23 protein-coding genes are annotated in these 23,523 nt (G+C 41.8%); 3 read left to right on the top strand and 20 right to left on the bottom strand.

Going from position 1 to position 23,523, the window contains the following annotated elements; all coding sequences use genetic code 11:
• Window positions 1-68: 68 nt before the first annotated feature.
• Window positions 69-1,187: a nuclease-related domain-containing protein gene (locus ABC357_RS22935; RefSeq protein ID WP_412889822.1), complete on the top strand. Its 1,119-nt coding sequence runs from the start codon at window positions 69-71 to the stop codon at window positions 1,185-1,187.
• On the opposite strand, the gene ABC357_RS22930 is transcribed toward ABC357_RS22935, so the two are convergent.
• The 4 genes from ABC357_RS22930 to rlmD all read right to left on the bottom strand — a co-directional run bounded on the left by ABC357_RS22930 (window position 1,167) and on the right by rlmD (window position 4,028).
• Complete coding sequence (locus ABC357_RS22930; RefSeq protein ID WP_412889821.1) at window positions 1,167-1,478, bottom strand: hypothetical protein; 312 nt, start codon at window positions 1,476-1,478, stop codon at window positions 1,167-1,169. The two genes, ABC357_RS22935 and ABC357_RS22930, sit on opposite strands and share 21 nt — an antisense overlap.
• A gap of 4 nt (window positions 1,479-1,482) precedes the next feature.
• On the bottom strand, window positions 1,483-1,812 hold the full coding sequence (locus tag ABC357_RS22925) for a hypothetical protein (RefSeq protein ID WP_412889820.1): 330 nt from the start codon (window positions 1,810-1,812) through the stop codon (window positions 1,483-1,485).
• Between the two features lie 2 nt (window positions 1,813-1,814).
• Window positions 1,815-2,171: a J domain-containing protein gene (locus ABC357_RS22920; protein ID WP_412889819.1), complete on the bottom strand. Its 357-nt coding sequence runs from the start codon at window positions 2,169-2,171 to the stop codon at window positions 1,815-1,817.
• A gap of 486 nt (window positions 2,172-2,657) precedes the next feature.
• On the bottom strand, window positions 2,658-4,028 hold the full coding sequence (rlmD, locus tag ABC357_RS22915) for a 23S rRNA (uracil(1939)-C(5))-methyltransferase RlmD (RefSeq protein WP_412889818.1): 1,371 nt from the start codon (window positions 4,026-4,028) through the stop codon (window positions 2,658-2,660).
• Between the two features lie 223 nt (window positions 4,029-4,251).
• Here rlmD and ABC357_RS22910 point away from each other — a divergent pair, with 223 nt between their 5' ends.
• Window positions 4,252-4,623, top strand: a complete 372-nt coding sequence (locus ABC357_RS22910; protein ID WP_412889817.1) for a hypothetical protein — start codon at window positions 4,252-4,254, stop codon at window positions 4,621-4,623.
• A 46-nt stretch (window positions 4,624-4,669) separates the two neighbouring features.
• On the opposite strand, the gene ABC357_RS22905 is transcribed toward ABC357_RS22910, so the two are convergent.
• From ABC357_RS22905 to gatC, 7 genes are all read right to left on the bottom strand, one after another.
• Complete coding sequence (locus tag ABC357_RS22905) at window positions 4,670-5,476, bottom strand: alpha/beta fold hydrolase (RefSeq protein WP_412889816.1); 807 nt, start codon at window positions 5,474-5,476, stop codon at window positions 4,670-4,672.
• Window positions 5,477-6,023: 547 nt separating this feature from the next.
• Window positions 6,024-6,968, bottom strand: a complete 945-nt coding sequence (locus ABC357_RS22900) for a diacylglycerol kinase (protein WP_412889815.1) — start codon at window positions 6,966-6,968, stop codon at window positions 6,024-6,026.
• Between the two features lie 252 nt (window positions 6,969-7,220).
• Complete coding sequence (locus tag ABC357_RS22895; RefSeq protein ID WP_412889814.1) at window positions 7,221-7,961, bottom strand: DUF3784 domain-containing protein; 741 nt, start codon at window positions 7,959-7,961, stop codon at window positions 7,221-7,223.
• A 19-nt stretch (window positions 7,962-7,980) separates the two neighbouring features.
• A complete protein-coding gene (locus ABC357_RS22890) occupies window positions 7,981-8,220 on the bottom strand; it encodes a hypothetical protein (RefSeq protein WP_412889813.1) in 240 nt (79 codons plus the stop codon).
• Window positions 8,221-8,907: 687 nt separating this feature from the next.
• A complete protein-coding gene (gene gatB, locus ABC357_RS22885) occupies window positions 8,908-10,338 on the bottom strand; it encodes an Asp-tRNA(Asn)/Glu-tRNA(Gln) amidotransferase subunit GatB (protein WP_412889812.1) in 1,431 nt (476 codons plus the stop codon).
• Between the two features lie 12 nt (window positions 10,339-10,350).
• Window positions 10,351-11,814: an Asp-tRNA(Asn)/Glu-tRNA(Gln) amidotransferase subunit GatA gene (gene gatA, locus ABC357_RS22880; RefSeq protein ID WP_412889811.1), complete on the bottom strand. Its 1,464-nt coding sequence runs from the start codon at window positions 11,812-11,814 to the stop codon at window positions 10,351-10,353.
• A 13-nt stretch (window positions 11,815-11,827) separates the two neighbouring features.
• Window positions 11,828-12,118: an Asp-tRNA(Asn)/Glu-tRNA(Gln) amidotransferase subunit GatC gene (gene gatC, locus ABC357_RS22875; RefSeq protein WP_412889810.1), complete on the bottom strand. Its 291-nt coding sequence runs from the start codon at window positions 12,116-12,118 to the stop codon at window positions 11,828-11,830.
• A gap of 250 nt (window positions 12,119-12,368) precedes the next feature.
• Between gatC and ABC357_RS22870 the strand changes: the two genes are divergently transcribed.
• Complete coding sequence (locus tag ABC357_RS22870; protein ID WP_412889809.1) at window positions 12,369-13,016, top strand: hypothetical protein; 648 nt, start codon at window positions 12,369-12,371, stop codon at window positions 13,014-13,016.
• Between the two features lie 47 nt (window positions 13,017-13,063).
• Here the strand turns inward: ABC357_RS22870 and deoC are convergent, their stop codons facing one another.
• The 9 genes from deoC to ABC357_RS22825 all read right to left on the bottom strand — a co-directional run bounded on the left by deoC (window position 13,064) and on the right by ABC357_RS22825 (window position 23,517).
• Window positions 13,064-13,741, bottom strand: coding sequence for a deoxyribose-phosphate aldolase (deoC, locus tag ABC357_RS22865; RefSeq protein WP_412889808.1), 678 nt, complete (start codon window positions 13,739-13,741; stop codon window positions 13,064-13,066).
• A 73-nt stretch (window positions 13,742-13,814) separates the two neighbouring features.
• Window positions 13,815-15,116, bottom strand: a complete 1,302-nt coding sequence (locus ABC357_RS22860; protein ID WP_412889807.1) for a pyrimidine-nucleoside phosphorylase — start codon at window positions 15,114-15,116, stop codon at window positions 13,815-13,817.
• A gap of 294 nt (window positions 15,117-15,410) precedes the next feature.
• A complete protein-coding gene (locus ABC357_RS22855; protein ID WP_412889806.1) occupies window positions 15,411-16,025 on the bottom strand; it encodes an AmiS/UreI family transporter in 615 nt (204 codons plus the stop codon).
• Window positions 16,026-16,132: 107 nt separating this feature from the next.
• Window positions 16,133-17,317 carry a NupC/NupG family nucleoside CNT transporter gene (locus tag ABC357_RS22850; RefSeq protein WP_412889805.1) on the bottom strand — a complete coding sequence of 395 codons (1,185 nt, stop codon included), beginning with the start codon at window positions 17,315-17,317 and terminating at the stop codon, window positions 16,133-16,135.
• A gap of 88 nt (window positions 17,318-17,405) precedes the next feature.
• Window positions 17,406-17,843 (bottom strand): cytidine deaminase, encoded by a 438-nt coding sequence (locus ABC357_RS22845; protein WP_487247129.1) that lies wholly within the window; start codon window positions 17,841-17,843, stop codon window positions 17,406-17,408.
• Window positions 17,844-18,504: 661 nt separating this feature from the next.
• Window positions 18,505-19,458, bottom strand: a complete 954-nt coding sequence (gene deoR, locus ABC357_RS22840) for a DNA-binding transcriptional repressor DeoR (protein WP_412889803.1) — start codon at window positions 19,456-19,458, stop codon at window positions 18,505-18,507.
• Between the two features lie 143 nt (window positions 19,459-19,601).
• A complete protein-coding gene (gene pruA, locus ABC357_RS22835) occupies window positions 19,602-21,149 on the bottom strand; it encodes an L-glutamate gamma-semialdehyde dehydrogenase (RefSeq protein WP_412889802.1) in 1,548 nt (515 codons plus the stop codon).
• A gap of 229 nt (window positions 21,150-21,378) precedes the next feature.
• Window positions 21,379-22,191: a MerR family transcriptional regulator gene (locus tag ABC357_RS22830; protein ID WP_412889801.1), complete on the bottom strand. Its 813-nt coding sequence runs from the start codon at window positions 22,189-22,191 to the stop codon at window positions 21,379-21,381.
• Between the two features lie 141 nt (window positions 22,192-22,332).
• The gene (locus tag ABC357_RS22825; protein WP_412889800.1) at window positions 22,333-23,517 is read right to left on the bottom strand and encodes a CamS family sex pheromone protein; all 1,185 of its coding nucleotides are present in this window, start codon (window positions 23,515-23,517) and stop codon (window positions 22,333-22,335) included.
• Window positions 23,518-23,523: the final 6 nt, after the last annotated feature.

The raw sequence follows: 23,523 nt of genomic DNA, 5'->3' as shown, positions 1-23,523 counted from the left end.
TTAATATAATATTTATACATTATATAATCAAACTTTTAGGATTGTAAATAACTTAGAAATAGTATTGTTTGGTAATTCAACGTATTAAAGCAATAAAAAGAATGAGTTTTGTCGGACAAATGACATTTTTTTCAGAAGGATATGACTCATTTATGTGGAATTTTTTAAAGAGGAAAGGCGGTGAAATATCGATTAAACAAGAAAGAAGAAGAATCCCTATAATTATCTTACAATTAGAAGCTTTACTTAGAAGATTACCAGCACATCATTTTGCCAGAATTAGAATTAAAGAGGAGTTAGCGAAATGCTATGCTGGATTTCGAGGTGAACAAGCAGTCGATTATCAGCTAACATTTGTAGAAGGACAATATGAATTACATCATGACGTGCGGCTTCCCTTTAAGGAAAAATCTTGTTTTCAAATGGATTTCCTTCTTTTAACCCCCTATTTCATCCTCATCATTGAAGTGAAAAATATCGTTGGCACTTTAGTGTTCGATCGTACTTTTCATCAATTAATTCGAACCATTAATGAAAAAGAAGAATCCTTCCCCGATCCAATTCTACAAGTAAAAAAACAAACCCATCAGCTACAAAAGTGGTTGCAGAAAAACAAACTCCCTGAAATTCCTATAGAATACCTCGTTTGCATTAGTAACCCATCTACCTATATTAAGTCTGCTAATCGACACTCCGATATCTGCCAAAAAGTGACCCACGCTGCGAATCTTCCTTTTATAATCGCTGACATTCAGGAAAAGTTCTCACAGGAGCTACTTTCTAAAGCTGATTATCGCAAAATAAACCGTTTATTAGTCAAGCAGCAGATGGACGCAAACTATGATGTCCTTAAACGGTTTCAAATTGACCGCTCTACTATTTTATCAGGAATATTGTGCCCTTCTTGCAATCGTCTACCTTTACAGAAGCAAAGGGAACGATGGTACTGTACCAATTGTGCAACTTCTTCAAAATCAGCTCATATTCAAGCACTGATAGACTTTCGCCTTCTCATCGGCTCAACCATCACAAACAAGCAATTACGAGAGTTCCTTCACATCCCCTCTACATCCGTTGCGTCAAAAATCTTATCTTCATTAAAAACGTCTTCAGATGGTACTTTTAAAAATCGAGTTTACCATCTATCTATAGAAGAGTTGCAGAGATTAATGAGAAGTGGCAAGTAAATGTGGAGTTATGGACAGTAAATTGGCAATTATGGCAAGTAAGTTAGCAGTTACGGACAGTAAATTGGCAGACAAATATGGATTATCCGGCTCCCTATAGAAGTCCAGTTTATCGTCCACATTCAAATACAGACCTAGTTCTTCCATTCCCTCTACGTGGCTGGTACCCGCCACATATGTATCAAACAAAAATATATCTCGTTCAAATGGCTTCGGAACAACTAAATTTCCACCCTTTCCATGGAGAAGGCTAACCAAACCACCGCTTTCAGTTTTAACTAAATCACCCATCTTATCACCCCAGCATTTTTTGTATTCTGGCAGAATACGTTTCAATCAATTCATTATATTGACGAAGAATTCCCTCCAACTCTGCCTTACGAGCAGCCATTTTTCCATTGTCGTACACACTATCTTTTACCGTATACGGATACTCCGACTTTATCCTTGCAATGCTGTCTTTGATATTCTCCAACAATTTGACAAAACGTTCTTTTTCCCGTATCAGCTGTGCCATTGCATCCTGTTTGGCTTCTGGCAGGATAGGCTCACGCACCATTTCATCTATTATGCGCAATGTTTCTAAATCGCCATTTTTATAAGCTATAACAGCATTTTCAAACAAACCTACTGTGCGCTACTTAAATCCGAATGCAAATCCGGATGAATCATTTTTACAATTTTACGATACAACTTTTTCAGTTCTTTATTATCTTTATCAGATAAAAGCACACCCTGGCTGTGTTTAATGGCAGCATTTATTTTATCAATTTGTGCATTCAGCTTTTCTTTATACTCAGAAAACTCATTCTCCAAGATTTCTTCAATTTGCGGGAGAATAATCTTTTCCTGACGATTTCTCTTGGCCTGAATGAGTTCCAATTTTCGTTTCATACGTAAAGCGGCACACTGTGCTTCAGACACTTTATATTCCAAACTACCGAGAACCAACATATAGCTCATTTCGATATTTTTACATTCCACATACTGGATCTCGTCCCGTTCTAGAACAAGCATAGATAACTCAGTGCGAAGTTTTTCTACTTCTTTTTTTATTTTTCATAATCTGGAAACAATATGACATTACTCATAGTACTTTCCCATACTTTATTAAAATAGAAGCAGTATCCAAAACCTCACCTGCAGAACTATCTATAAAGCAACCTCTATACTTATCAATGTTCTTCATCACAATCACCTCTAGTTTAGTTGTTTAACATATAGTGAATAGTTGCACTCCATCCATTTTCGACAATAGCTATAAAAATAGGAACGCGACAACTGAATGATAAAATGTTTATTTTTACTATATTCATATATATATTGTATCAGTTTCATCTATAGATTTGGTGTCAGTATGAAGTCTTCAGCAAGGCTGGGCGCAGATATGGAAATGCTGAAAAGAACATACTAAAAAACTCCAAGACAGCTGCAAACTAAGAGCTATCTTGGAGTTTATTCTTACTCATCTTATTTCAATTCCAACAGCGCTACGCTCTCCACGTGCGTCGTCTGCGGGAACATATCCACCGGCTGTACTTCCACCGTTTGATAGCCTCCATCTTCCAATACGCGGAGGTCTCTTGCCAATGTACCTGGGTTGCATGATACATAGACGACCTTTTTCGGCTTCATGGCGATGATTGTGTTCAACAATGCTTCGTCACAGCCTTTGCGCGGCGGATCGACTACGACAACATCGGCTTTTACGCCTTCGTTATATAAATCGGCAATCACTGTTTCTGCCGCTCCGGTGATGAATTCAGCATTAGTGATTTCATTCAGCTTTGCATTTCTTTCCGCATCTTTAATCGCATCGCTGACGATTTCGATTCCAAATACCTTCTTCGCTTTTTTCGCCAGGAACAAGGAGATCGTTCCGATGCCGCAGTATGCGTCGATCACGGTTTCTTCACCTGTCAGGCCGGCGTATTCAAGAGCCTTATCATATAGTACCTTCGTTTGGTACGGATTGACCTGATAGAATGATTTCGCTGAGATGGCAAATTGAACGTCACCGATATAATCCGTTATCGTTGAGCTGCCATAGATAGTGGACGAACGGTCGCCTAGGATGACGTTTGTACGTTCCACATTGATGTTATGGACGATGCTTTTTACATTCGGAATTGTTTTTACGATATCTTTGACGATTTCATCTTTATTCGGCAATTGGCGTGTGCGTGTTACGAGCACAATCATGATTTCGCCTGTTTCTTTCGCCCAGCGTACCATGATGTGGCGCAATACGCCGCGATGCGTTTTTTCATTATAAGGAGATAATCCGTTATCGATGCAGATATCGCGAACTTTCAGGACAATGCTATCGTCCATGGAAAGCTCCACTCCGCAGTTTTCCATATCGACGATATCATGGCTGCGTTTCTTATAATAGCCTACTACGATTTTTCCATTTTGCTCTCCTACCGGTACCTGCACTTTATTGCGATACTTCCAAGGATTCTCCATTCCAAGGACAGGGTGGACTTTCAAACCCTTCAATCCGCCGATCCGTTCGACTGCATCACGCACTTGTTTTTCCTTGGCGCGAAGCTGTCCCTCATAGCTCATATGCAACAATTGTGCTCCTCCGCACTCTTTATGGAGCGAGCAGGGGTTTTCGACACGGTCCGGGCTCTGTTCGATGATTTCCTCCAAACGTCCGAATCCATATCCTTTATTCGCTTTCACTACGCGGATCTTTGCTTTTTCACCTGGCAATGCGTAAGGGACAAACAGTGGATAACCATCGACCTTCGCCACTCCGGCTCCATCTGTCGTTAAATCTTCAAATTGGACAGTCAGCAAATCATTTTTTGCGACTGGTGCGTTTTTCTTCATGTATTCAACTTCCTTTTCTATGTGATGCCCTGTCATTTAGGGCTTCCCTTTTACAGACTAGCATGATTTTACCACAATCCACTTCGACAATAAAGGAAGCGGAAAAAGCGGTGAATGAAAAGCCTTATCTTTTGGGTATAAGATAAAAGAAGCAAAAAAAGTAAGTATTCGCTTCCTCTCGTTTATTGTACACTTAAAGTACACAGGAAGAGGTGTTTTGCATATGAGGAAATTACTTAGCGCGATTGCGGCGGGCCTTGCATTCAGCATTCTTTTGCCTGTCATCATATACGGCTTCTCCGAATGGAGTTCTATACCGCTTGTGGCGGCATTATCATTGCCTCTGTTCATTTTGTTCGGCATTCCCGCATCCATATTCATCGAGAAACGTAATCCGCGCAATGGAATCATCAAGTTTCTTTTGTACATTGTTGCAGGTATGGCTTTAGGATTGATCGGACACTTGCTTTTCCAAATGTTTGATACTGATTTCGGCAGCTTCCATACCGATTTCAGCTGGTTCCTCATCTATGGCGTATTTGCAGGAATTGTTTATTACGCAGTTACATTGATCATTAGACCAAAAACATATTAATAACCACATTAAAAAGATGAATGGCCTATTCCATTCATCTTTTTAATTAGCTGGTTTTGATTGAAATCAGCTTTCTGCTGTTATTGATAATGAAAGAAATGCTTAATGCGTTGAATTGGTGGGGTTGATCGATATTGCAGACGTGGCCCGCATGATCAATAATATCAAATCGGACATTATTTCCTGTGTCCAGTACAATATCTTCGACGTTTTCGATAAACAGATAATCTTGTTCTCCCATGAGGAAAAGTGTGGGGATGCCATGGCAATCCGTTTGAAGCTCCTTCAAATACGGATTTACATTCTTGGTAAGTGAGAGCCAATGAATAAATTCGATTTGGCACATGGTTTTTGCTTGTGAAACAAATGTATGCCGTGCTTCTTTATGGTTAGACCGGGGCATGATAATCCATGCAAACAAACGGTATATCCACATATATGGAACAATGCGCTTCACTAAATGGCCCAATGTTAAATAACATTTCGTACGGATATTCAGCTTGGTAATGGCACCGCCGAGAACCATCGTTTCAACCCGGTCGGGATCCAACTTGGCGATCGTTTGGATAATAACCGTCCCAAGAGATATTCCTATAAAATGTGAGCGTTCTATATGAAGATGCCGTAACACATCCAATACTTCCTCCGCAACCGTCTCGAGGTCATCTCCGTCTTTCCATTTAATCGACTTCGATTTCCCATGGCCGCGTAAATCAATCAGCAATACATTGAAATACTTTTTGTATTCCTTCAATTGCTTAAACCAAATGGCCGAATTCCCGCCGGCACCATGCACAAGTGTAACCCATGGCTTCTGTTCATCCAAGTGGTATATACGATAATAAAGCAACATTACCATCCTTTCAAAGTTGGATAATATAGTATTATCCCTACTCTAAGTATAAAGGAAAACCACCCAAACCAACACAGGGAGACAATGGGAATAACAAAAGCGGAAGGCGCCTGCCTACCCCCGACCAGCTTAAGACGAAGCTCTGACAAAAGGCTGGTTTTTGCCTTTGGCTGAGATTTGGCTTAAGACCTCGAGGGGGTGGCGCCTGCAGCTGAATGAGACAAAAGCGGAAGGCGCCTGCTTACCCCCGACCAGGTTAAGACGAAGCTCTGAGAAGGATCTGCCCATTAGAGCTTTTGGAGGAGTGGGAAAGGTCCCAAGCAATCCTAATGAAAACATGGTAATATCTAGTATATACACTTTAAAAAGAGACGAAAGGAGTAATTTTCCATGCTCTCAAGCTTCAGCATTCTCGGTACTGTTTTGACTGTCACTGGATTTGCCCTCGCCATCTATGCTATTCGAAGAATTTATTATTTGACTGTTTTCAAAAGAAAACGCTAATTTGTCTCTCCAAAAAAAAAAGAATCGTATATACGATTCTTTTTCAGCTTTCTTCTCTTTCTTCCGGATCATCCATTTGCGGCAATGCATCCGGTGAAAATCCGCTTGGTACAAATACGTCGAAATGGCGGTACATATTGACGAATTCAGCAGGTGCTTCACCACCGTACTCTCCGTCCAGGTTCAGCAATAGCTTCTTGTCGACCGGAGTCACCTTAATGCGATTTGCCTTTGCATAGACTACGCTTGGATGCTTCACATGCTCACCACGTATAGCCATAGTGACGACACGGATGAATTCAGCCAAATTCATTTTCTTCACAATTAACATGGAGAACATGCCGTCATTCAAAGAGGCATCCGGAGCCAACCGTTCAAATCCGCCGACGGAATTGGTATTGGCTACGAGGAATAACATGATTTCCCCTTCAAACAATTTACCGTCGTATTCGATTTTGACCTGTGTCGCCTTAATGCTTGGAAGCATTTCTATGCCTTTCAAATAATATGCCAGCTGGCCAAGCATCGTCTTCAGCTTGCTCGGCACTTCATATGTAAGCTCTGTCAAACGTCCGCCGCCAGCAATATTGATGAAATATTTATCATTCATTTTGCCGATGTCGATAGGCATCGCATAGCCGTCTGTTATGATATCCACTGCCGCAGCCACTTGGCGGGGCACATGGATGGCACGGGCAAAATCGTTTGTCGTCCCTGTAGGGATAATGCCTAGCTTCGGGCGATGTTCAGCTCCTGCAAGGCCATTGACAACTTCATAAATGGTCCCGTCGCCGCCTGCAGCAATGACAACATCGTATTTACGCTCAATCGCTGTCTTTGCCGCTTCCGTTGCATCGCCTTCGCACGTTGTCGCATGGGCGGACGCTTCATAGCCGGCTGCCTCCAATTTTGCGAGGATATCCGGCAAATGCTTGCGGATTGCTTCCCTTCCTGAAGTCGGATTATATATTAGTCTTGCTCGTTTCATTTTCATCATCCTATTAATCAGATTCATCCGTTGCTCATTTTAATCCCGCAACGCGTCAAACAAATCAAAGTAAACAAGTAACACCGAGAATAGATTATATAGTACAGTCGAAAAAAATACTACTTTAACAGTATATCTAAAATAGCGCCATTTTAAAAAATATTTATTCAATTTTTTGCCCCGCCGGTTCAATGCACAACTGAAATCCTCACAAAAGGGCTTGATAATAGTTCCTCAAGCCCCTTTCTTTCCTTAATGCTCCAAGCCCGCAACCTCAAGCGTATCATGTATTCTATCGTACAGACGCTCTGTTTTTTCTTTATCCCTGGAATTAATGATTACATATGTATGTTTAGCTTTAATAATAATGAAAGGCGGCTTGTTAGGAAATACATAATGGACGCCCTTTCCGTATGCATCTGATTTAAAGTGGCCAAGCGAGCGCCATGTCGTCGCATAGCCATTAAGCTTATACGTGTCTTCCGGCATTTCTTCAAGCCATTCTACACTTGTGATTTCCTTAATTGGAAGTGTATAATCATACATCCCCTCAAAAGCGATCGTATCGCTGTTTATTTTCACTTTTGTATCCTGCTGCCCCTGAATAAAAACGAAACCTAAAACAATGGCGACAGTCGCATATACAATAAGCAAGATTCTCGAATTCCGTTTCCGCCTTCTCTTAACATCCGATCTGCGTATGATAAAAACACCAATAAGTACATACAAAAGGAATACGGTCAGAGAAGCTTCCATGGCATATTCTATCTCCAGAGCGACAAATGGGATAGAGAGAACCCATAAAACTGCCACTCCCCACATAAATCGGCCAATGCGGACGAAATAACCGCTCTGCTCAAGCTCTTTCTTTTCACTATCGCTATAATGATGGTAATGTGAAACGTAATGATACTGTTTACGGTTATGGACGGCATACGCTAAAATGCTAAACAATATAGCGACCATAATCCAAATTGTGATGATCAATTCCATGACTCACCCTCTTCTTACCTTAATCGCATCCTCCACCCATATCGCCGCCAGACTCAAAGCCGCACCCCTGGTTATGATGCCCGCCATGATGATGGTGATTATGTTCCTTTCCCGCCGTGAACGAGTGGCTGCCATCATTAGTCAATCCGTTTGTATGCACTTGTTGTTCATTATTGTATCTTTCCGTTGCTCCACTTCCATTTTTGTTAAAAAAAGAGACAGCAATAGCAATGATACATAACAGTACAATAAAACCCATCCTTATAGATCCCCCTATCTTATAGTAAGAATACCGCCCTTTATAAAAGAGAAGCCCTGCATTAGTTATGGACAATATATGCTTACATGCTCACGATCGTTCAAACAATCTCTTACATAAGCTTTTCAATAAGCTATATTCACAGCTATACACTATTTTTCTTCTTTGAATGAAGACAGGATAAGAAGGTTTCAATGCCGGAACGTAAAAAACAGTAGGAAAGAGGTGGTTAATCAGACGTATTCAATGGTCGATCAAAAAATCCAGACTTGTATCCGGTTGGATGTCCAAACAATCATCAATGACCGTAATCGAAAAACCGAATAAAGCAGAATGGTGATAGATTAAGATAGTTTTTTACTTTATTTTAACACAATCTATTTATGTAAATGTTGAATGAAAGCTTGATAGATAACTGTTTTTTCTTTTTCAATTCTTTCTCACACAATCCTCAAAAATACACAGGCTCCCGCCTTATTCCTGCATCGGAAAGCTGAAAGGATCAACGGGAGGGACTCCACTCACGCAGAATGCAGGAAACCTGAAACCATGATCCATTTTCATGTCCTATTTCCATATAGGCAAGTTGCTATTTTAAGCTCTTTGGAACCCTGGGCTTGGGCCGGCATCTCGTTTACATATAAAAAAAGCCATTTCCCTAATAGAGGAAAATGGCTTTTTGTTTCATTAGCGCTTTTGGATTTCTTGCATAAGCAGCTTATTGACTATCTGTGGATTGGCTTGGCCTTTTGTCACTTTCATGATTTGGCCGACAAGGAATCCTGTCGCTTTCTTTTTGCCTGCTTTGAAATCTTCAATGCTTTGCGGGTTCTGATCCAGAATTTCATCGATGATTTTCAATAAAGCTCCTTCATCGGAAATCTGTACGAGCCCTTTTTCTTTTACGATCGCTTCTGCATCTCCGCCGTTTTCAAGCAATTCTTTAAAGACCGTTTTTGCGATTTTGGATGAAATGGTTCCTTTTTCAATTAAACCGATCATGCCTGCCAGTGAATCCGGAGTTAAAGGCAAGTCATGCAATTCTTTTCCCTCTGCGTTCAAATACCCAGACAGGTCGCCCATGATCCAATTGGATGCTTGTTTCGCATCCGCTCCCGCCCCTACAGTTGCTTCGAAGAAATCAGCCGTTTCTTTTGAAACAGTCAGGACAGCCGCATCATAGGCAGGAAGGCCAAGGTCTTCCATATACCGCTTTTGGCGGGCATCTGGAAGCTCAGGTATTTCTGCACGGATACGTTCTTTCCATTCATCATCAATATATAGGTCCATTAAATCAGGCTCAGGGAAGTAACGATAATCATCGGACCCCTCCTTGACACGCATCAGGATTGTCTTGCCTGTGTTTTCGTCAAAACGGCGTGTTTCCTGCTCAATGACGCCTCCATTGGAGACAACTTCCCGTTGGCGCTCTTCTTCGTGCTGAAGGCCGCGGCGGACAAAGTTGAATGAATTCAGGTTTTTCAATTCAGTTTTAGTGCCGAACTCTTCCTGTCCTACTGGGCGGATAGAGATATTGGCATCGCAGCGAAGGGAGCCTTCTTCCATTTTACAATCGGATACACCTGTGTATTGGATGATGCTTTTCAATTTTTCAAGATAGGCATATGCTTCATCTGGCGTACGGATATCCGGTTCCGACACGATCTCCACAAGAGGTGTGCCCTGGCGGTTATAATCGCATAGAGACATTCCGCCTGCTCCATGTGTCAGCTTGCCTGCATCCTCTTCCATATGGATGCGGGTAATGCCGATTTTTTTCTTATAGCCATTCACTTCAATCTCAATCCAGCCATGCTCGCCGATCGGCTGGTCAAATTGAGAAATTTGATAGGCTTTCGGATTATCAGGATAGAAATAGTTTTTGCGGTCGAATTTAGTGTCAGTCGCCACTTCACAGTTCAGCGCCATTGCCGCCTTCATTGCATAATCGACCGCTTTCCGGTTAAGGACAGGCAGTACGCCAGGATATCCTAAATCAATAACCGATGTGTTTGTATTTGGTGCCGCCCCGAACTGGTTCGGACTGGATGAAAAAATTTTCGAATCTGTTTTTAATTCTACGTGTACTTCAAGACCTATTACCGTTTCAAATTGCATAATCCTCACCCCTTACAATTGTGGTTTTTTTGTATGATGGTCGGTTGCTTGCTCAAACGCATGGGCAACACGATAGATGGTGCTTTCGTCAAAATGCTTGCCGATCAATTGCAATCCCAAAGGCAATCCTTCCTGGGAAAAGCCGCACGGGACAGAGATGCCAGGAACGCCAGCCAAGTTTACTGGAATAGTCAAGATATCATTTGCATACATAGTTAGCGGATCTTTTGTATTTTCTCCAATCTTAAAGGCTGGAGTAGGCGTTGTCGGCCCTACGATGATATCGTATTTCGCGAAAACATCCTCGAAATCCTTCTTGATCAATGTACGCACTTGCTGCGCTTTTTTGTAATAAGCATCATAATAGCCTGAGCTTAATGCGAATGTTCCAAGCATGATACGCCGCTTCACTTCTTTTCCGAATCCTTCTGAACGGGTATGCTTGTACATCTCGATCAAGCTGTCCGCATTAGGGGTACGATAGCCATATCTAACTCCGTCAAAACGCGCAAGGTTTGCGGATGCTTCAGAAGAAGACAATAAATAATACGCTGCAAGCGCATATTTAGAGTGAGGCAACGATACTTCCTCCCAAGTGGCTCCTTGTGATTCAAGCACTTTCAAGGCTTCAAGCACGGATGCTTTTACCTCTTCATCTACTCCTTCCGCTAAGTATTCCTTAGGAACAGCAATGCGCAGCCCTTTGACATCGCCGGTCAGCGCATCTGTAAAACGGGGAACATCGATATTCGCGGAGGTTGAATCCATTGGATCAAGTCCGGAGATTGCTTCCAAAAGAAAAGCATTGTCCTCAACGTTATTTGTGATCGGCCCGATTTGGTCAAGTGATGAGGCAAATGCAACCAATCCAAAACGGGAGACGCGGCCGTATGTAGGTTTCATTCCGACTACACCGCAGAAGGATGCCGGCTGGCGAATCGATCCGCCTGTATCTGAACCTAATGAAAAAAGAACTTCGCCGGCGGCAACGGATGCTGCAGATCCGCCAGATGATCCGCCCGGTACACAATCTGTGTTCCATGGGTTGCGGACTGTTTTGTAGGCTGAGTTTTCATTGGAGGAACCCATTGCAAATTCATCCATATTCAATTTACCGATAGTGACTGTGCCTGCCTGATTTAGCTTTTGCACAACGGTCGCATCATAAATAGGGTCGAAGTTCTCAAGGATTTTGCTTGCGCAAGTTGTACGTAAATCCTTTGTTACGATATTGTCCTTCACACCGATCGGCATGCCGAATAATGGATGGTTTGCTGTTTCGCCTTTTGCCAACGCTTCATCCATTTGCTGAGCTTGTTTTCGTGCCTGCTCTTCATTCAATGATAAAAAAGCGGAAACCGTTCCATCTACCTGCTGGATGCGTTCGAATGATGCTCCTACTAGATCAGTAACGGACACCTCTTTTTTATGCAGAAGGTTTTGTAGCTCCTTCAAACTATTCGTGAACAGTGTCAATGTTGTTCCCCCCTTAATCCATAATTGCCGGAACGCGGATTAATCCATCCTTGTGATCCGGTGCGTTTTTCATGACTTCTTCAACTGGAAGTCCTTTTTCTGCCTTATCCTCACGCAATACATTTACCATATCCAATACGTGTGAAGTCGGCTTCACCCCCGTAGTATCCAGTTCGTTCAACTGCTCGGCAAAGGTAATAATAGCATCCAATTCTTTTCTCATTTCTTCTGCTTCATCCTCAGTGACTGCCAGTCTCGCCAAATGGGCAACATGCTTCACTTCTTCATTCGAAATACGTGACATCTCTCCATTCACCTCCATTAAAATACGATCAAAAACCATACTTCTAATACTATCAAATTTTGCTACGGTAAAGCAATATAGGTCCTTCCAAACATCGTTGGACAAACGTTTGTCCAAAAAAATAAGAGCTGCTGCCCTCCTCACAGTACTCGCGCACCTATGGAGTTCAAAAGTTAATTACTGAACCTTTCTATATATACATCTCCTTTTTATCTTGTTAAAATATTCAGAAAACGAAAAGGTGATTCCTTTGAAAAAAACGATCGGTGTCCTGCATGCACATCATTCAAACATCCCTTATATTGAGCGAATTATAAACCCACATACTACTAATGCCCTTCATTTTGTCGATCCCGGCCTCCTGCATAGAATATCACAAAGCGAGATGTTCCCCGACCATACCGCGCAACATAGAGTAAAAGGCCAATTAGAATGGATTTCTTCATGCCATGTAGATGCCATTCTGATTACATGCACAAATTATATTGCCTGTTTGGACGAATTAAGCATTGCTTTCAATATTCCTTTGCTTAAAATCGATGAACCGCTTTTCCAATTCCTCTGCTCCCATCAGGAAAGACATACGTTATTTTTCACCAATCCTAAAACAGTGCCAGGCACTATGAAACGATTACAGGAATACAGCCAATTGCTCGATACTCCGGTTAACACTCAAGTTGACATTATTGAAGGCGCTTTTGATTTGTTGATGAAAGGACGAAAGCAAGAACATGATCAGCGCGTTTCTTCCTATATAATAGAAAAAAGCCGCAAAGAAGGATCCTATGCAGTCTGCCAACTGTCGATGGTCGACGCAGCCGAGCAGGCTGAGCATCGTATATCCAGCCCAATCATCCAACCTCTCCGGCTATTGAAAGAGGCCATTGCTTGTATATAAAAGAAGACGCCAGTCATAACAGGCGTCTTCCATACGTTCAATATACATTAATAGGCTGAGTTTGATTGTTGTCCATTCACAATAGCGATGCCAGAACTTGCTCCGATACGTGTTGCACCTGCTTCAACCAATGCTTCCACGTCAGCAAGGCTGCGGACTCCGCCTGAAGCTTTAACGCCTACATCAGGACCAACTGTTTTGCGCATCAAAGCGATGTCTGCAACTGTTGCTCCGCCAGTAGAGAAGCCAGTGGATGTCTTGACGAAATCTGCGCCGGCTTTAACGGAAAGCTCGCAAGCACGCACTTTTTCTTCGTCAGTCAATAAGCATGTTTCAATGATCACTTTAGTCAATGCTTTACCTTTCGCCGCATCAACGACTGCCTTGATATCATTCAATACAAGCTCATCATTCTTATCCTTAAGTGCTCCGATGTTAATAACCATGTCCACTTCGGTTGCACCCTTTTCAATGGCATCTTTCGTTTCGAATGCCTTTGTCTCAGAAGTAGAAGCCCCTAATGGGAACCCGATAACTGTACATACCTTCACATCTGGAGTATCTTTCAATACTTCATATGCAGTCGCAACTTGTGCAGGGTTTACACATACTGACGCGAAACGGTGCTCCTTCGCTTCATTTGCCAGTTTGATGACAGCTTCACGGCTAGCATCCGCCTTTAATAGAGTGTGGTCGATCATACGTGCGATTTGTTCTTTATTCATTTTTACATTCCTCCGTCTACTTTTAATGATAATGAGCCAAAGCCATTGGGTTGGCTGTTAAACATTATATGAATTAATGAATTTCAGCATGGACAAGGACAGGGTCCGCTACTTTTGTAGGGGAAATTCTGTATGACTCGTAAATGCGTTCCATTACATCTTCTACATTTTCGCGATTGCTGTGGATCGTGACGATTGTGTCGCCTTTTTTCACTTCATCGCCGATTTTCTTATGAAGCATTAAACCAACTGCCAGGTCGACAATGGATTCTTTTGTTGCGCGCCCTGCACCAAGGATCATTGCTGCTGTACCGATGCTGTCTGCTTCGATTTCAGCTACATATCCATCTTCCTTCGCCATAACTGGGATTTCATATTTGGCTGCAGCTAATTTGGAAGGATCATCGATGACAGATGCGTCTCCGCCTTGGGCTGTAACGAATTCCTTGAATTTCTCAAGCGCTTTTCCATTTGCAATTACGTCTTCCAGCATTTTGCGCGCTTCCTCAACTGTTTCTGCATGCTTAGCAAGGACAACCATTTTGCTTCCCAAAGTTAAGCATAGGTCTTCCAAGTCTTTTGGCCCTTCTCCTCGCAGAGTATCGATTGCTTCTTTTACTTCAAGAGCATTACCGATCGCAAATCCAAGCGGTTGATCCATATCAGAAATAACGGCCATTGTGTCACGGCCGACGTTCTTGCCGATTTCAACCATCGCATGGGCAAGTTCTTTAGCACTTTCTACATCCTTCATGAATGCGCCCGCACCGACTTTAACATCCAGGACAATAGCATCTGAACCGGATGCGATTTTTTTGCTCATAATAGAGCTTGCCATTAATGGAATAGAGTTCACAGTTGCTGTTACGTCTCTCAAACCGTAGATTTTTTTATCTGCAGGAGTCAGGTTGCCCGTTGGCCCTGTTACAGCGACTTTTACTTCGTTCACTTGTTTGATGAATTGGTCTGCTTCGATTTCAGAGTGGAAGCCAGGGATGGATTCGAATTTATCGACTGTTCCGCCGGTATGGCCAAGTCCGCGTCCGGAAAGCTTCGCAACCGGAACACCTACAGCTGCCACAAGGGGAGCAAGTACGATTGTTGTCGTATCGCCAACACCGCCAGTGCTGTGCTTATCAACCTTAATGCCTTCAATAGCTGAAAGGTCAATTTGATCGCCTGATTCAACCATTGCCATCGTCATATTAGCTGTTTCTTCAGGTGTCATACCCTTAAAGAATACGGACATTAAGAAAGAAGACATTTGGTAATCAGGAATTGAACCATCTGTATACCCTTCGATCATGAAGTTGATTTCTTCTTTTGTTAATTCGCCGCCATCGCGTTTTTTCTCGATTAAATCTACCATTCTCATTGTAACCCAACTCCTCTTTTTCACTTATGTGTGTTCATGTATTCTAAGACTTGTTGATCTATTATGCGCCATACGGAACAATGGGCCGCAGGCATCTTTCCATTAAACAATAACGTTATTGTATACTCGCCGAAGGCTTGTTATTCTCTCCTCTTGATTCCGACGAAAAAATGGAATAGAGGGAAAGATCGGTATCCTTCAGCGTTCTTCACTACTCCACTATATCAGTTTTTTGAACAAACGTAAAACGTTATTTGAACTTTTGTAAAAACATAACGTTTTTGTTTGATTAACTCACGATGAAGCAGGACGTTTTTGCTGGAGTGCCCTTAGTCCGACGGCTCCTTTAATGAAATATAAAATCGATGCCGCCAACACGACCAGCCAGATTCGCTGTATCAATACATCATCCCACATTCCCATCAATGTAAAGATTGCCGGAAATGTCAATGTCACGAACGATTGTACCAATGCTACATTTCCGACATACTCTTCAACCGGTTTCTTTAAAATATTCAATACGTAAAACAAATACCATAGAAACGACCACATAAGCCAAGTCAGCGCTGATACGTAGTCATGGAAATGGACAGCTGACACGACTGTATAAAAAATGGCAATCATCGCAACCCATGCAGCAAACCAGCCTAGGCCGCTCCCATCCATCCCTTTATAAAAAGTGAATGAAACATATAAAAATGTCAGCCCGAACAGGAATGTTGCCGTATACCCATAAATAGTCCAGGTGCTTTGGTCTGAAACCATAATGAGATAGAATGGGATAATAATTTGAAGAATCCCTACAAAAAAATTAAAAATAGCTACGCTCTTCGCTTCCGCTTTCCCTTTTAGCATTAAACCGTTAAGGAACAGAACCGCGCCCGATAGCAATATGCCTACATTGGCCATACATGTTAACCTCCTGATGTAACTGCCCCGTATGGTTATCGGGGGAATCAAGAAAGAAGCAGTTATAGCGCCTTATAATAGGTAACTGCTTCTTTTCTTCTGTCTATTTAGATGACAAAACCAACAATCGTAGCTGTCAAAATACTTACAAGCGTAGCTCCGTATAGCAATTTCAAGCCGAAACGGGCAACTACATTCCCTTGTTTCTCACTCAAACCTTTAACAGCGCCGGCAATGATACCGATAGATGAGAAGTTTGCAAAAGAAACGAGGAATACTGAAATAATGCCTAGAGTATGGGCACTAACCGATTTGGCGATGTCTCCAAGGCTGACCATCGCAACAAACTCATTTGTAACCAGTTTAGTTGCCATGATGCCGCCGGCAGAAACAGCGTCACCCCAAGGCACACCCATCAAGAATGCAATTGGCGCAAAAATGTAGCCAAGGATTTGCTGGAAGGATATGCCAAAAATCATATCGAACAAGGAATTGATCATATCCATTAACGCAACGAATCCGATCAGCATGGCGCCGACAATAATGGCAACCTTGAAACCGTCCATGATATATTCACCAAGCATTTGGAAGAATGATTGTTTTCCTCCATCTTCTTCAATTGTAAGGATGTCTTCCTTTTCGTCCACTTTGTATGGATTGATGATTGAAACGATGATGAAACCGCCGAACAAGTTCAACACAATAGCAGTTACGACATATTTAGGTTCAATCATTGTCATGTATGCACCGACGATGGACATGGAGACAGTGGACATGGCTGAAGCACATAATGTGTACATCCGTTGTGGCGTAAGCTTGTCCAATTGTTTTTTTACAGTAATGAATACTTCTGATTGTCCAACCATTGCAGAAGCCACGGCATTATACGACTCCAATTTACCCATGCCGTTCACTTTACTTAACAGCCAGCCTACCCATTTCATAAAGAAAGGAAGGATTTTGAAATGCTGCAGGATACCGATCAGAACTGAAATGAAGACGATCGGCAATAATACGTCAAGGAAAAATGGCGACTCTCCCTTATTGGCCAGCCCTCCGAAGACGAAGGATACACCCGCACTTGCATAAGAAAGCAAATGATCGAATACTGTTGCGACTCCTTTAATAAGGATATAACCGAACTTTGTGTTCAAAAGCAACGCAGCCAAGATAAATTGGATGATAACCATCAAGATAATATTTTTATATTTGATTTCTTTTTTGTTTTTGCTGACTAAAAGTGCTAGACCAAACACAAGCAGCAAACCACAAAATGATATTAGATATCTCATAAGTTCCTCCATAATGTATGTCTTCTATATCACAACAGCTATCGATGCCTTAGACAGCTGTTAGTGGATTTTATAATGCTTACAGGCATTAACCTCGTTCCATATCAACCGACGAGAAATAGCCTGGCAGCAATTCTTCAATGGTTGTTTCATGAATATCGCCGTTTAGATTAGCCAGATAGATCTTTGTATCATCATTTGCAAATTCGGCTATGACCTGTCTGCAGGCACCGCATGGTGAAACGGGGCCTTCTGTATCTGCCACAATTGCAATAGCTCTCATTTCCGTTTCCCTTTCGGAAACCGCTTTAAAAATAGCTGTCCGTTCGGCACAATTCGTCAAACCATACGATGCATTTTCAATATTGCATCCCAGAAAGACGCGATCATTTCCTGACAAGAGAGCTGCGCCCACATTGAATTTGGAATAGGGTGTATATGCACTTTCTCTAGCTTTAATGGCTTCATTAACCAATGCATGCTTATCCATTCTATCTTCTCCATTTCTACTATTAAGTCTTGTGATGCCACGGAAAATGACCGGTGACGACCCAAACAAATCCAGTATGTATCCGCCATTAAGGCAGATCTTTTCTATAAGGGATGGTCTTTCATTCGCCTTGTTTCTGCTGATCCTATTTTTCACCTGTTATCGATGATGTATACGAACATGCGGGCATCTTCCACAAAAAGTAAAAATAAGAGGTCAGAAGTCATACAACTATAAAGCAAGATAGGTCCAATGAAACAATTTGTAACTAGCATACTTTACAATTTGCACAACCTTGAGAAGGCTTACAAACAAGTTTATCTTACGAAAATGAATCGTAATCTAACTTCCCTACTCTTTAAAATGCAAATTTGGCATTTATTTCATCTTCAGGTTAAGAAAACGGTAACAATCAAAGATAGCTATACCCTCATATATTGAATTGGTTTGGTTTTACTCCTTCACTATAGCAGGTTAAGGAACATTTGTAAAACATAAAATGAACTTATGTAAAAAGTTTTATCAACATCTACTTCTTCACGTTCCTTATCAACTAAGATTCCCTTTTGCCTCCTCCTTATTAAGACCTCGAGGTGATGGCTCCAGCAGCTAGATGATGAAAAAGGGACCAACAATTCTTGGGATTTATTATGCCCTAAACAAAAAACGCATGGCAGCCTATATAGCCGCCATGCGTTTATTGTGTGGATTCTTCTTTATTTAGAAGGATCTTTGCCGTATACGTATCCGTAATCAATACGTTGCATAGTTTTGCCTTAACTGCACCCCAAATACCGTCTACCTTTTTCAAACCTCCTGCAACAAGAATGGATTGTTCCTTTTTTTTCAGATCATCCAATTCAATCCCGATTGTTCTCGCATTCAGTTCGGCGTTGCATATATGTCCATCTTTATCAAAAAAGCGTGAAGCAATATCTCCGACAGCATGCTCAGAAATCACTTTTTCATCTTTATCCGTGAAATAACCCAGTTGAAAAAGCAGAGAATCCGTTTGTGGAACGCCTACTGTATATATAGCTATATTTGCTTCTTTGCCAATCGTAAGCAATCGGCGGATATGACGGTCTGCTTCTATAGCCTGTTTCACCACGACATGGTCGACGATTGCAGGCAGAGGAAGCTGATACAAGGTTGCATCGAATGCTTTTTCAAACAGGTGCAGGGTTTCCGAAGCATAGGTCTTTTTTTGGGAATGGCTAACCCCTCCCTTGAGCTGGACAATCTTCACATCACGCACTGATTTATGTTCTAGATGGGTCGCCACTTGATACATGGTTGTTCCCCAAGTGACACCGATTACATCTTCGTCCTTGACAATACTGCTCACATAATCGGCAGCTATTTTGCCGATTGCCTGTTTAAGGATATTTTCTTCATACATCGGCACGGAGACGACAATCGCTTTTTTCAATCCTAATTTTTCTTCCAGTTCAGTACCAAGCATACGGCAATTTTCGGAAGGATCCATAATCTTTATTTCAACGATTCCTTCTTCCTTCGCCTGCTGCAGCAACCTCGAGACAGTAGGCCTTGAAACACCTAATTTCTTGGCTACTTCCATTTGGCTGAAATCCATTTGATAATAAAGCTTTGCTGCTTCAACCATTTTTCTACTTTTTTCAGAGTCCATTATATTCAGCCCTTCAAATGCACATTTGTACTGTTATTGTTACACATATGTATTTAGCCATGCAAGACCATCTCTCTTTTCTCCATTAAAAAAGCCCATTGCTCTTTTTAATGGAGCAATGGGCTGCGATTTTATCTTATCTCTTAATACGCTTCAGTTGTTGTTCTGGCTTGCATATGAAGAGTCAAGTAATCAGGGCCGCCCGCTTTAGAGTCTGTACCTGACATGTTGAAGCCACCAAATGGTTGATAGCCGACAATTGCACCTGTGCAACCTCTGTTTAGATATAGGTTGCCGACCATAAAGTCTTCCTGTGCCTGTTCTAGGTGTGCACGGTTCGTGGAAAGGACAGCACCTGTCAAACCATATTCTGTATTATTGGCAATTTCAATTGCTTCATTAAAGTCTTTTGCTTTTGAGAAGGCCACTACAGGTCCGAAAATTTCTTCCTGCATCAAACGAGCCTGTGGATCTACATCTGCAACAATCGTTGGTTGGATGAAGAATCCTTTGGAATCATCGCCTTCTCCTCCGGTCATGATTCTTCCTTCTTTTTTGCCAATCTCAACATACTCCATAATCTTTTTGAATGCAGAGCCGTCAATGACAGGACCCATTGAAGTTGCTTGTTCTTCAGGATTTCCCACCGTTAATTCTTTTGTTAATTCAACAGCACGGTCCAATACTTGGTCATACACGTCTTCTACGATGACTGCGCGTGAACAAGCAGAGCATTTTTGCCCTGAGAAACCGAATGCTGACTTAACAATGCTTTGTGCAGCCAATTCAAGATCCGCTTCAGAATCAACGACGATTGTATCCTTACCGCCCATTTCAGCAATGACGCGTTTCAGCCATTTTTGGCCCGGCTGTACTTTTGAAGCGCGTTCAAAAATACGCGTACCAACATCACGGGAACCTGTGAAGGAAATAAAGCGCGTTTGTGGATGGTCGACTAGGTAATCGCCGACTTCAGCTCCGCTGCCTGGAACAAAGTTCAGTACGCCTGCAGGAAGTCCTGCTTCTTCCATGATTTCCACAAATTTAGCTGCAATGATAGGCGTTGTGGATGCCGGTTTCAATAAAACTGTATTCCCTGTTACGATGGCGGCAACTGTTGTTCCAGCCATAATAGCCAACGGGAAATTCCAAGGTGAAATAATGATGCCGACACCTAATGGAATATAATTGTATTTATTGAATTCATCAGGACGGCTTTGTACAGGCACTCCGTCTTTCATGCCGATCATTTGGCGGGCATAATACTCTAAGAAGTCGATTGCTTCTGCAGTATCTGCATCCGCCTCAACCCAAGGCTTACCCGCTTCTTTTGTCATCAATGCAGACAACTCATGCTTGCGTCGTCGCATGATGGCAGCAGCACGGAATAAAATGTCCGCACGTGATTCAGGCTTGGATTTTCTCCACGTACCGAAAGCTTCAACAGCAGCTTGCATAGCTTTTTCAGCTAGGTCCTTGTTCGCCTTAGATACTCTACCGACTACTTCACTTTTATCAGCAGGATTGTAAGAAACGATCTGGTCTTCTGTATGGATGCGTTCCCCACCAATCAATAAATCGTAGCTTTTCCCTAAATATCCTTTGACTGTCTGTAAACCTTCAAGATAAGCCTCATTATTGTTGTTTTGCGCAAAATTAGTTAACGGCTCATGTTTATAAGCTTGTACCAAATTTGTTCCCTCCCAAATGAGTATGTATTTGTATTCCATCCTCATTCTAACTGAATTTTCAAAAGTGTACAAACAACTCCACTTCATTCATGGTTACGTTTTCATTTTTTTACGCAGTTCCTTCCTAACATTGCCGGAATCCTGAACGAGTCTCATGGCAGCAAATCCTTTTGCCGATTCTCTATAATGGAAAACGGCCTCCTAGAAAAAGGAGGCCATCCAACAATCACTATGCCTTTTTTGCAATCGGTATTTGTACTTCCGTCAGCCACTCCTGCTCGTTGCCTTTATTCCATATGCCGTCTATATAAGATTCACGGGGATTTCCGCATATTTCGTATTGATTCTCCTCTGCCCATCTGAATGCAAAGGAATATGTTGCTCCGATGGTTGAATACGGTCCTTTATGAAGAATGCAAAGGGCTTCCGGCACTTTTTCCATCACTTTAAAGGACAGAATATCTGTATCCTCTTTCATTTCTGTAACAGCCTCGCACATTTCGACATCAATATTAGTGTCACGATACTCGCCATCATGATAGATGGTAAAGCAATATTCAGGAACAGCGCACACGCATCCCAATCGTTTCATTTCCTTCCCCATCACATTTGGAAACAACTCATTAAAAGCTTCATAATTTGGGATGATCCTTCTCATGGAAGCCACAATGACTTCTGGAAGTTCTTTAATAATCGGATTGTACATGTTGATTTCCCCTTTCATAAGCTGGAGATAGCTGCGGATTTGCACCAGCTTCTCTTCTTCAGATTTTATGTGTTGAACAACTTCCTGCTCTTTCACTTGCAAATAGGAATCAATTGCTTCCGGATGCTGAAGAGCGTCTTTAATTTGCTTTAAGGATAGGCCCATCCTCTTTAAGGCAAGTATTTGATGCAGCTTTGGCAGCTGTTGTGATGTATAGAATCGATAGCCGGTCATATCGTCCACATAATCGGGCTTAAGAAGACCCAATTCATCATAGTGCCTTAACGTTTTTGTTGTGATTTTATTGATTTTTGAAAAAGTTCCTATTGAAAACATCTCATTCACCTGCGCCTGTGATTTGATATCTTGAGTATAGAGTTTACCCTTAGGGCAAAGTCAACAGCTTTATCTGAAGTTATTTTTCTAGAAAGGCAAAAAGAAAAACCCTGCAATTTTGCAGGGACCTTCCTTTTCATCTTATTCATAAATATGGACAAATGGTTCCTTATCATCTGTATTGCGGACGATTAAAGATTCAGGTCCATTTACACTCGTTATAGAAACCTGGACATTCAGGTAATCGGGGAAATATTCCATGACTTTTGATGTCACAAATTGCGTAAAGCCAATCGCTTCAGCTTTCCCATAGAATTGAATAGGAATGTCGATATTCATTTTTTGCAATTGGTCATCAATGTAATAGCCGCGGCCAATGACACCATTGAAATTCGGATAGTATTTCTCGACTTCCTGCTTAAAGTTCAGGAACATTTTATTATCATCGCGATGTTTTTCATTCACTTCATCAGAAGGGAATAAGTAATATTTTTCTTTCACCTTTTTCCAGTCCGAAATAGAGCTGTTTCCTTCTTTTACGTGAGTATAAGAGATGAAATTGCCCGGCACGACAGATGATTTTTCTGCTTGCTCATATAAAGCGATCGTAATCGGGACATTTTTCAGCTTATCCATGCCGCGAAGCCTTGTAAGTACCTCCTCAGCAATCTTCTTGCCTTCTCTTTCCATTTCGTCATGATCGATTTTGACTTCATATACGGCACCATAGTCTACTTTTTGGTAATAATAAGTGGAATTAAGCGCCAATCCAATCACAACACCGCCCAGAGTATAGGTATCTTTAGATTTCTTCAATAAATAATCTTGTTCCAGTATATGAGCCAGATACAACGGATTTTCTTCATTGCGCTTGCCAATATCCCCTTTGCCTGGATCGATAGGATTTAATCCAAGGTTGTCCGATTCCTTCAAGGAGTTATCCTTTTTCATCATTGCCTTGAATTGTTCATTCGTATATTTACGCTGAAGCCACTGATTAACAGTTTTCGCCGTTAAATGCTGGCCTTCGTTATACACATAATCCTTGGTTGAAAAGTTTTCTCGGGCAATTCTCATAAGCCCCAATTCCATTTCGTTCACATCATATCGGCCATTCAAGTTCGAGACTACTTGGCCCCGCGCATTACTCGGCTTCGATTTTGGAGATACGATAGAGTAATATTCATCAGAGATTTTAAATTTAGGAATGACAGCCTTGCCATCGTCATTCTTTGACTTCTGCACATCCTCTTGGTTTTCATACTTAGGGGCACATCCCGATAGGAGAAGCAGTAACGCAATCCCTATTAACGAGATTTTCTTCATTCTTTA

This window comes from Bacillus kalamii (assembly GCF_047238185.1).
Lineage (GTDB): Bacteria > Bacillota > Bacilli > Bacillales > DSM-1321 > Bacillus_AD.
Note: the sequence above shows the minus strand (reverse complement) of the source record. Positions and strands in the feature narration are given on the sequence as shown.

Bases quoted from the DNA above. Each gene is read 5' to 3' on its own strand.
- ABC357_RS22890 (WP_412889813.1), bottom strand. From the start codon at position 8,220: ATGGGTTTTATTGTACTGTTATGTATCATTGCTATTGCTGTCTCTTTT.
- ABC357_RS22855 (WP_412889806.1), bottom strand. From the start codon at position 16,025: ATGGCCAATGTAGGCATATTGCTATCGGGCGCGGTTCTGTTCCTTAAC.
- ABC357_RS22860 (WP_412889807.1), bottom strand. From the start codon at position 15,116: ATGAGAATGGTAGATTTAATCGAGAAAAAACGCGATGGCGGCGAATTA.
- ABC357_RS22850 (WP_412889805.1), bottom strand. From the start codon at position 17,317: ATGAGATATCTAATATCATTTTGTGGTTTGCTGCTTGTGTTTGGTCTA.
- ABC357_RS22910 (WP_412889817.1), top strand. From the start codon at position 4,252: ATGAGGAAATTACTTAGCGCGATTGCGGCGGGCCTTGCATTCAGCATT.
- rlmD (WP_412889818.1), bottom strand. From the start codon at position 4,028: ATGAAGAAAAACGCACCAGTCGCAAAAAATGATTTGCTGACTGTCCAA.
- gatC (WP_412889810.1), bottom strand. From the start codon at position 12,118: ATGTCACGTATTTCGAATGAAGAAGTGAAGCATGTTGCCCATTTGGCG.
- deoC (WP_412889808.1), bottom strand. From the start codon at position 13,741: ATGAATAAAGAACAAATCGCACGTATGATCGACCACACTCTATTAAAG.
- ABC357_RS22895 (WP_412889814.1), bottom strand. From the start codon at position 7,961: ATGGAATTGATCATCACAATTTGGATTATGGTCGCTATATTGTTTAGC.
- deoR (WP_412889803.1), bottom strand. From the start codon at position 19,458: ATGGACTCTGAAAAAAGTAGAAAAATGGTTGAAGCAGCAAAGCTTTAT.
- ABC357_RS22830 (WP_412889801.1), bottom strand. From the start codon at position 22,191: ATGTTTTCAATAGGAACTTTTTCAAAAATCAATAAAATCACAACAAAA.
- ABC357_RS22900 (WP_412889815.1), bottom strand. From the start codon at position 6,968: ATGAAACGAGCAAGACTAATATATAATCCGACTTCAGGAAGGGAAGCA.
- ABC357_RS22905 (WP_412889816.1), bottom strand. From the start codon at position 5,476: ATGTTGCTTTATTATCGTATATACCACTTGGATGAACAGAAGCCATGG.
- gatB (WP_412889812.1), bottom strand. From the start codon at position 10,338: ATGCAATTTGAAACGGTAATAGGTCTTGAAGTACACGTAGAATTAAAA.
- ABC357_RS22825 (WP_412889800.1), bottom strand. From the start codon at position 23,517: ATGAAGAAAATCTCGTTAATAGGGATTGCGTTACTGCTTCTCCTATCG.
- ABC357_RS22930 (WP_412889821.1), bottom strand. From the start codon at position 1,478: ATGGGTGATTTAGTTAAAACTGAAAGCGGTGGTTTGGTTAGCCTTCTC.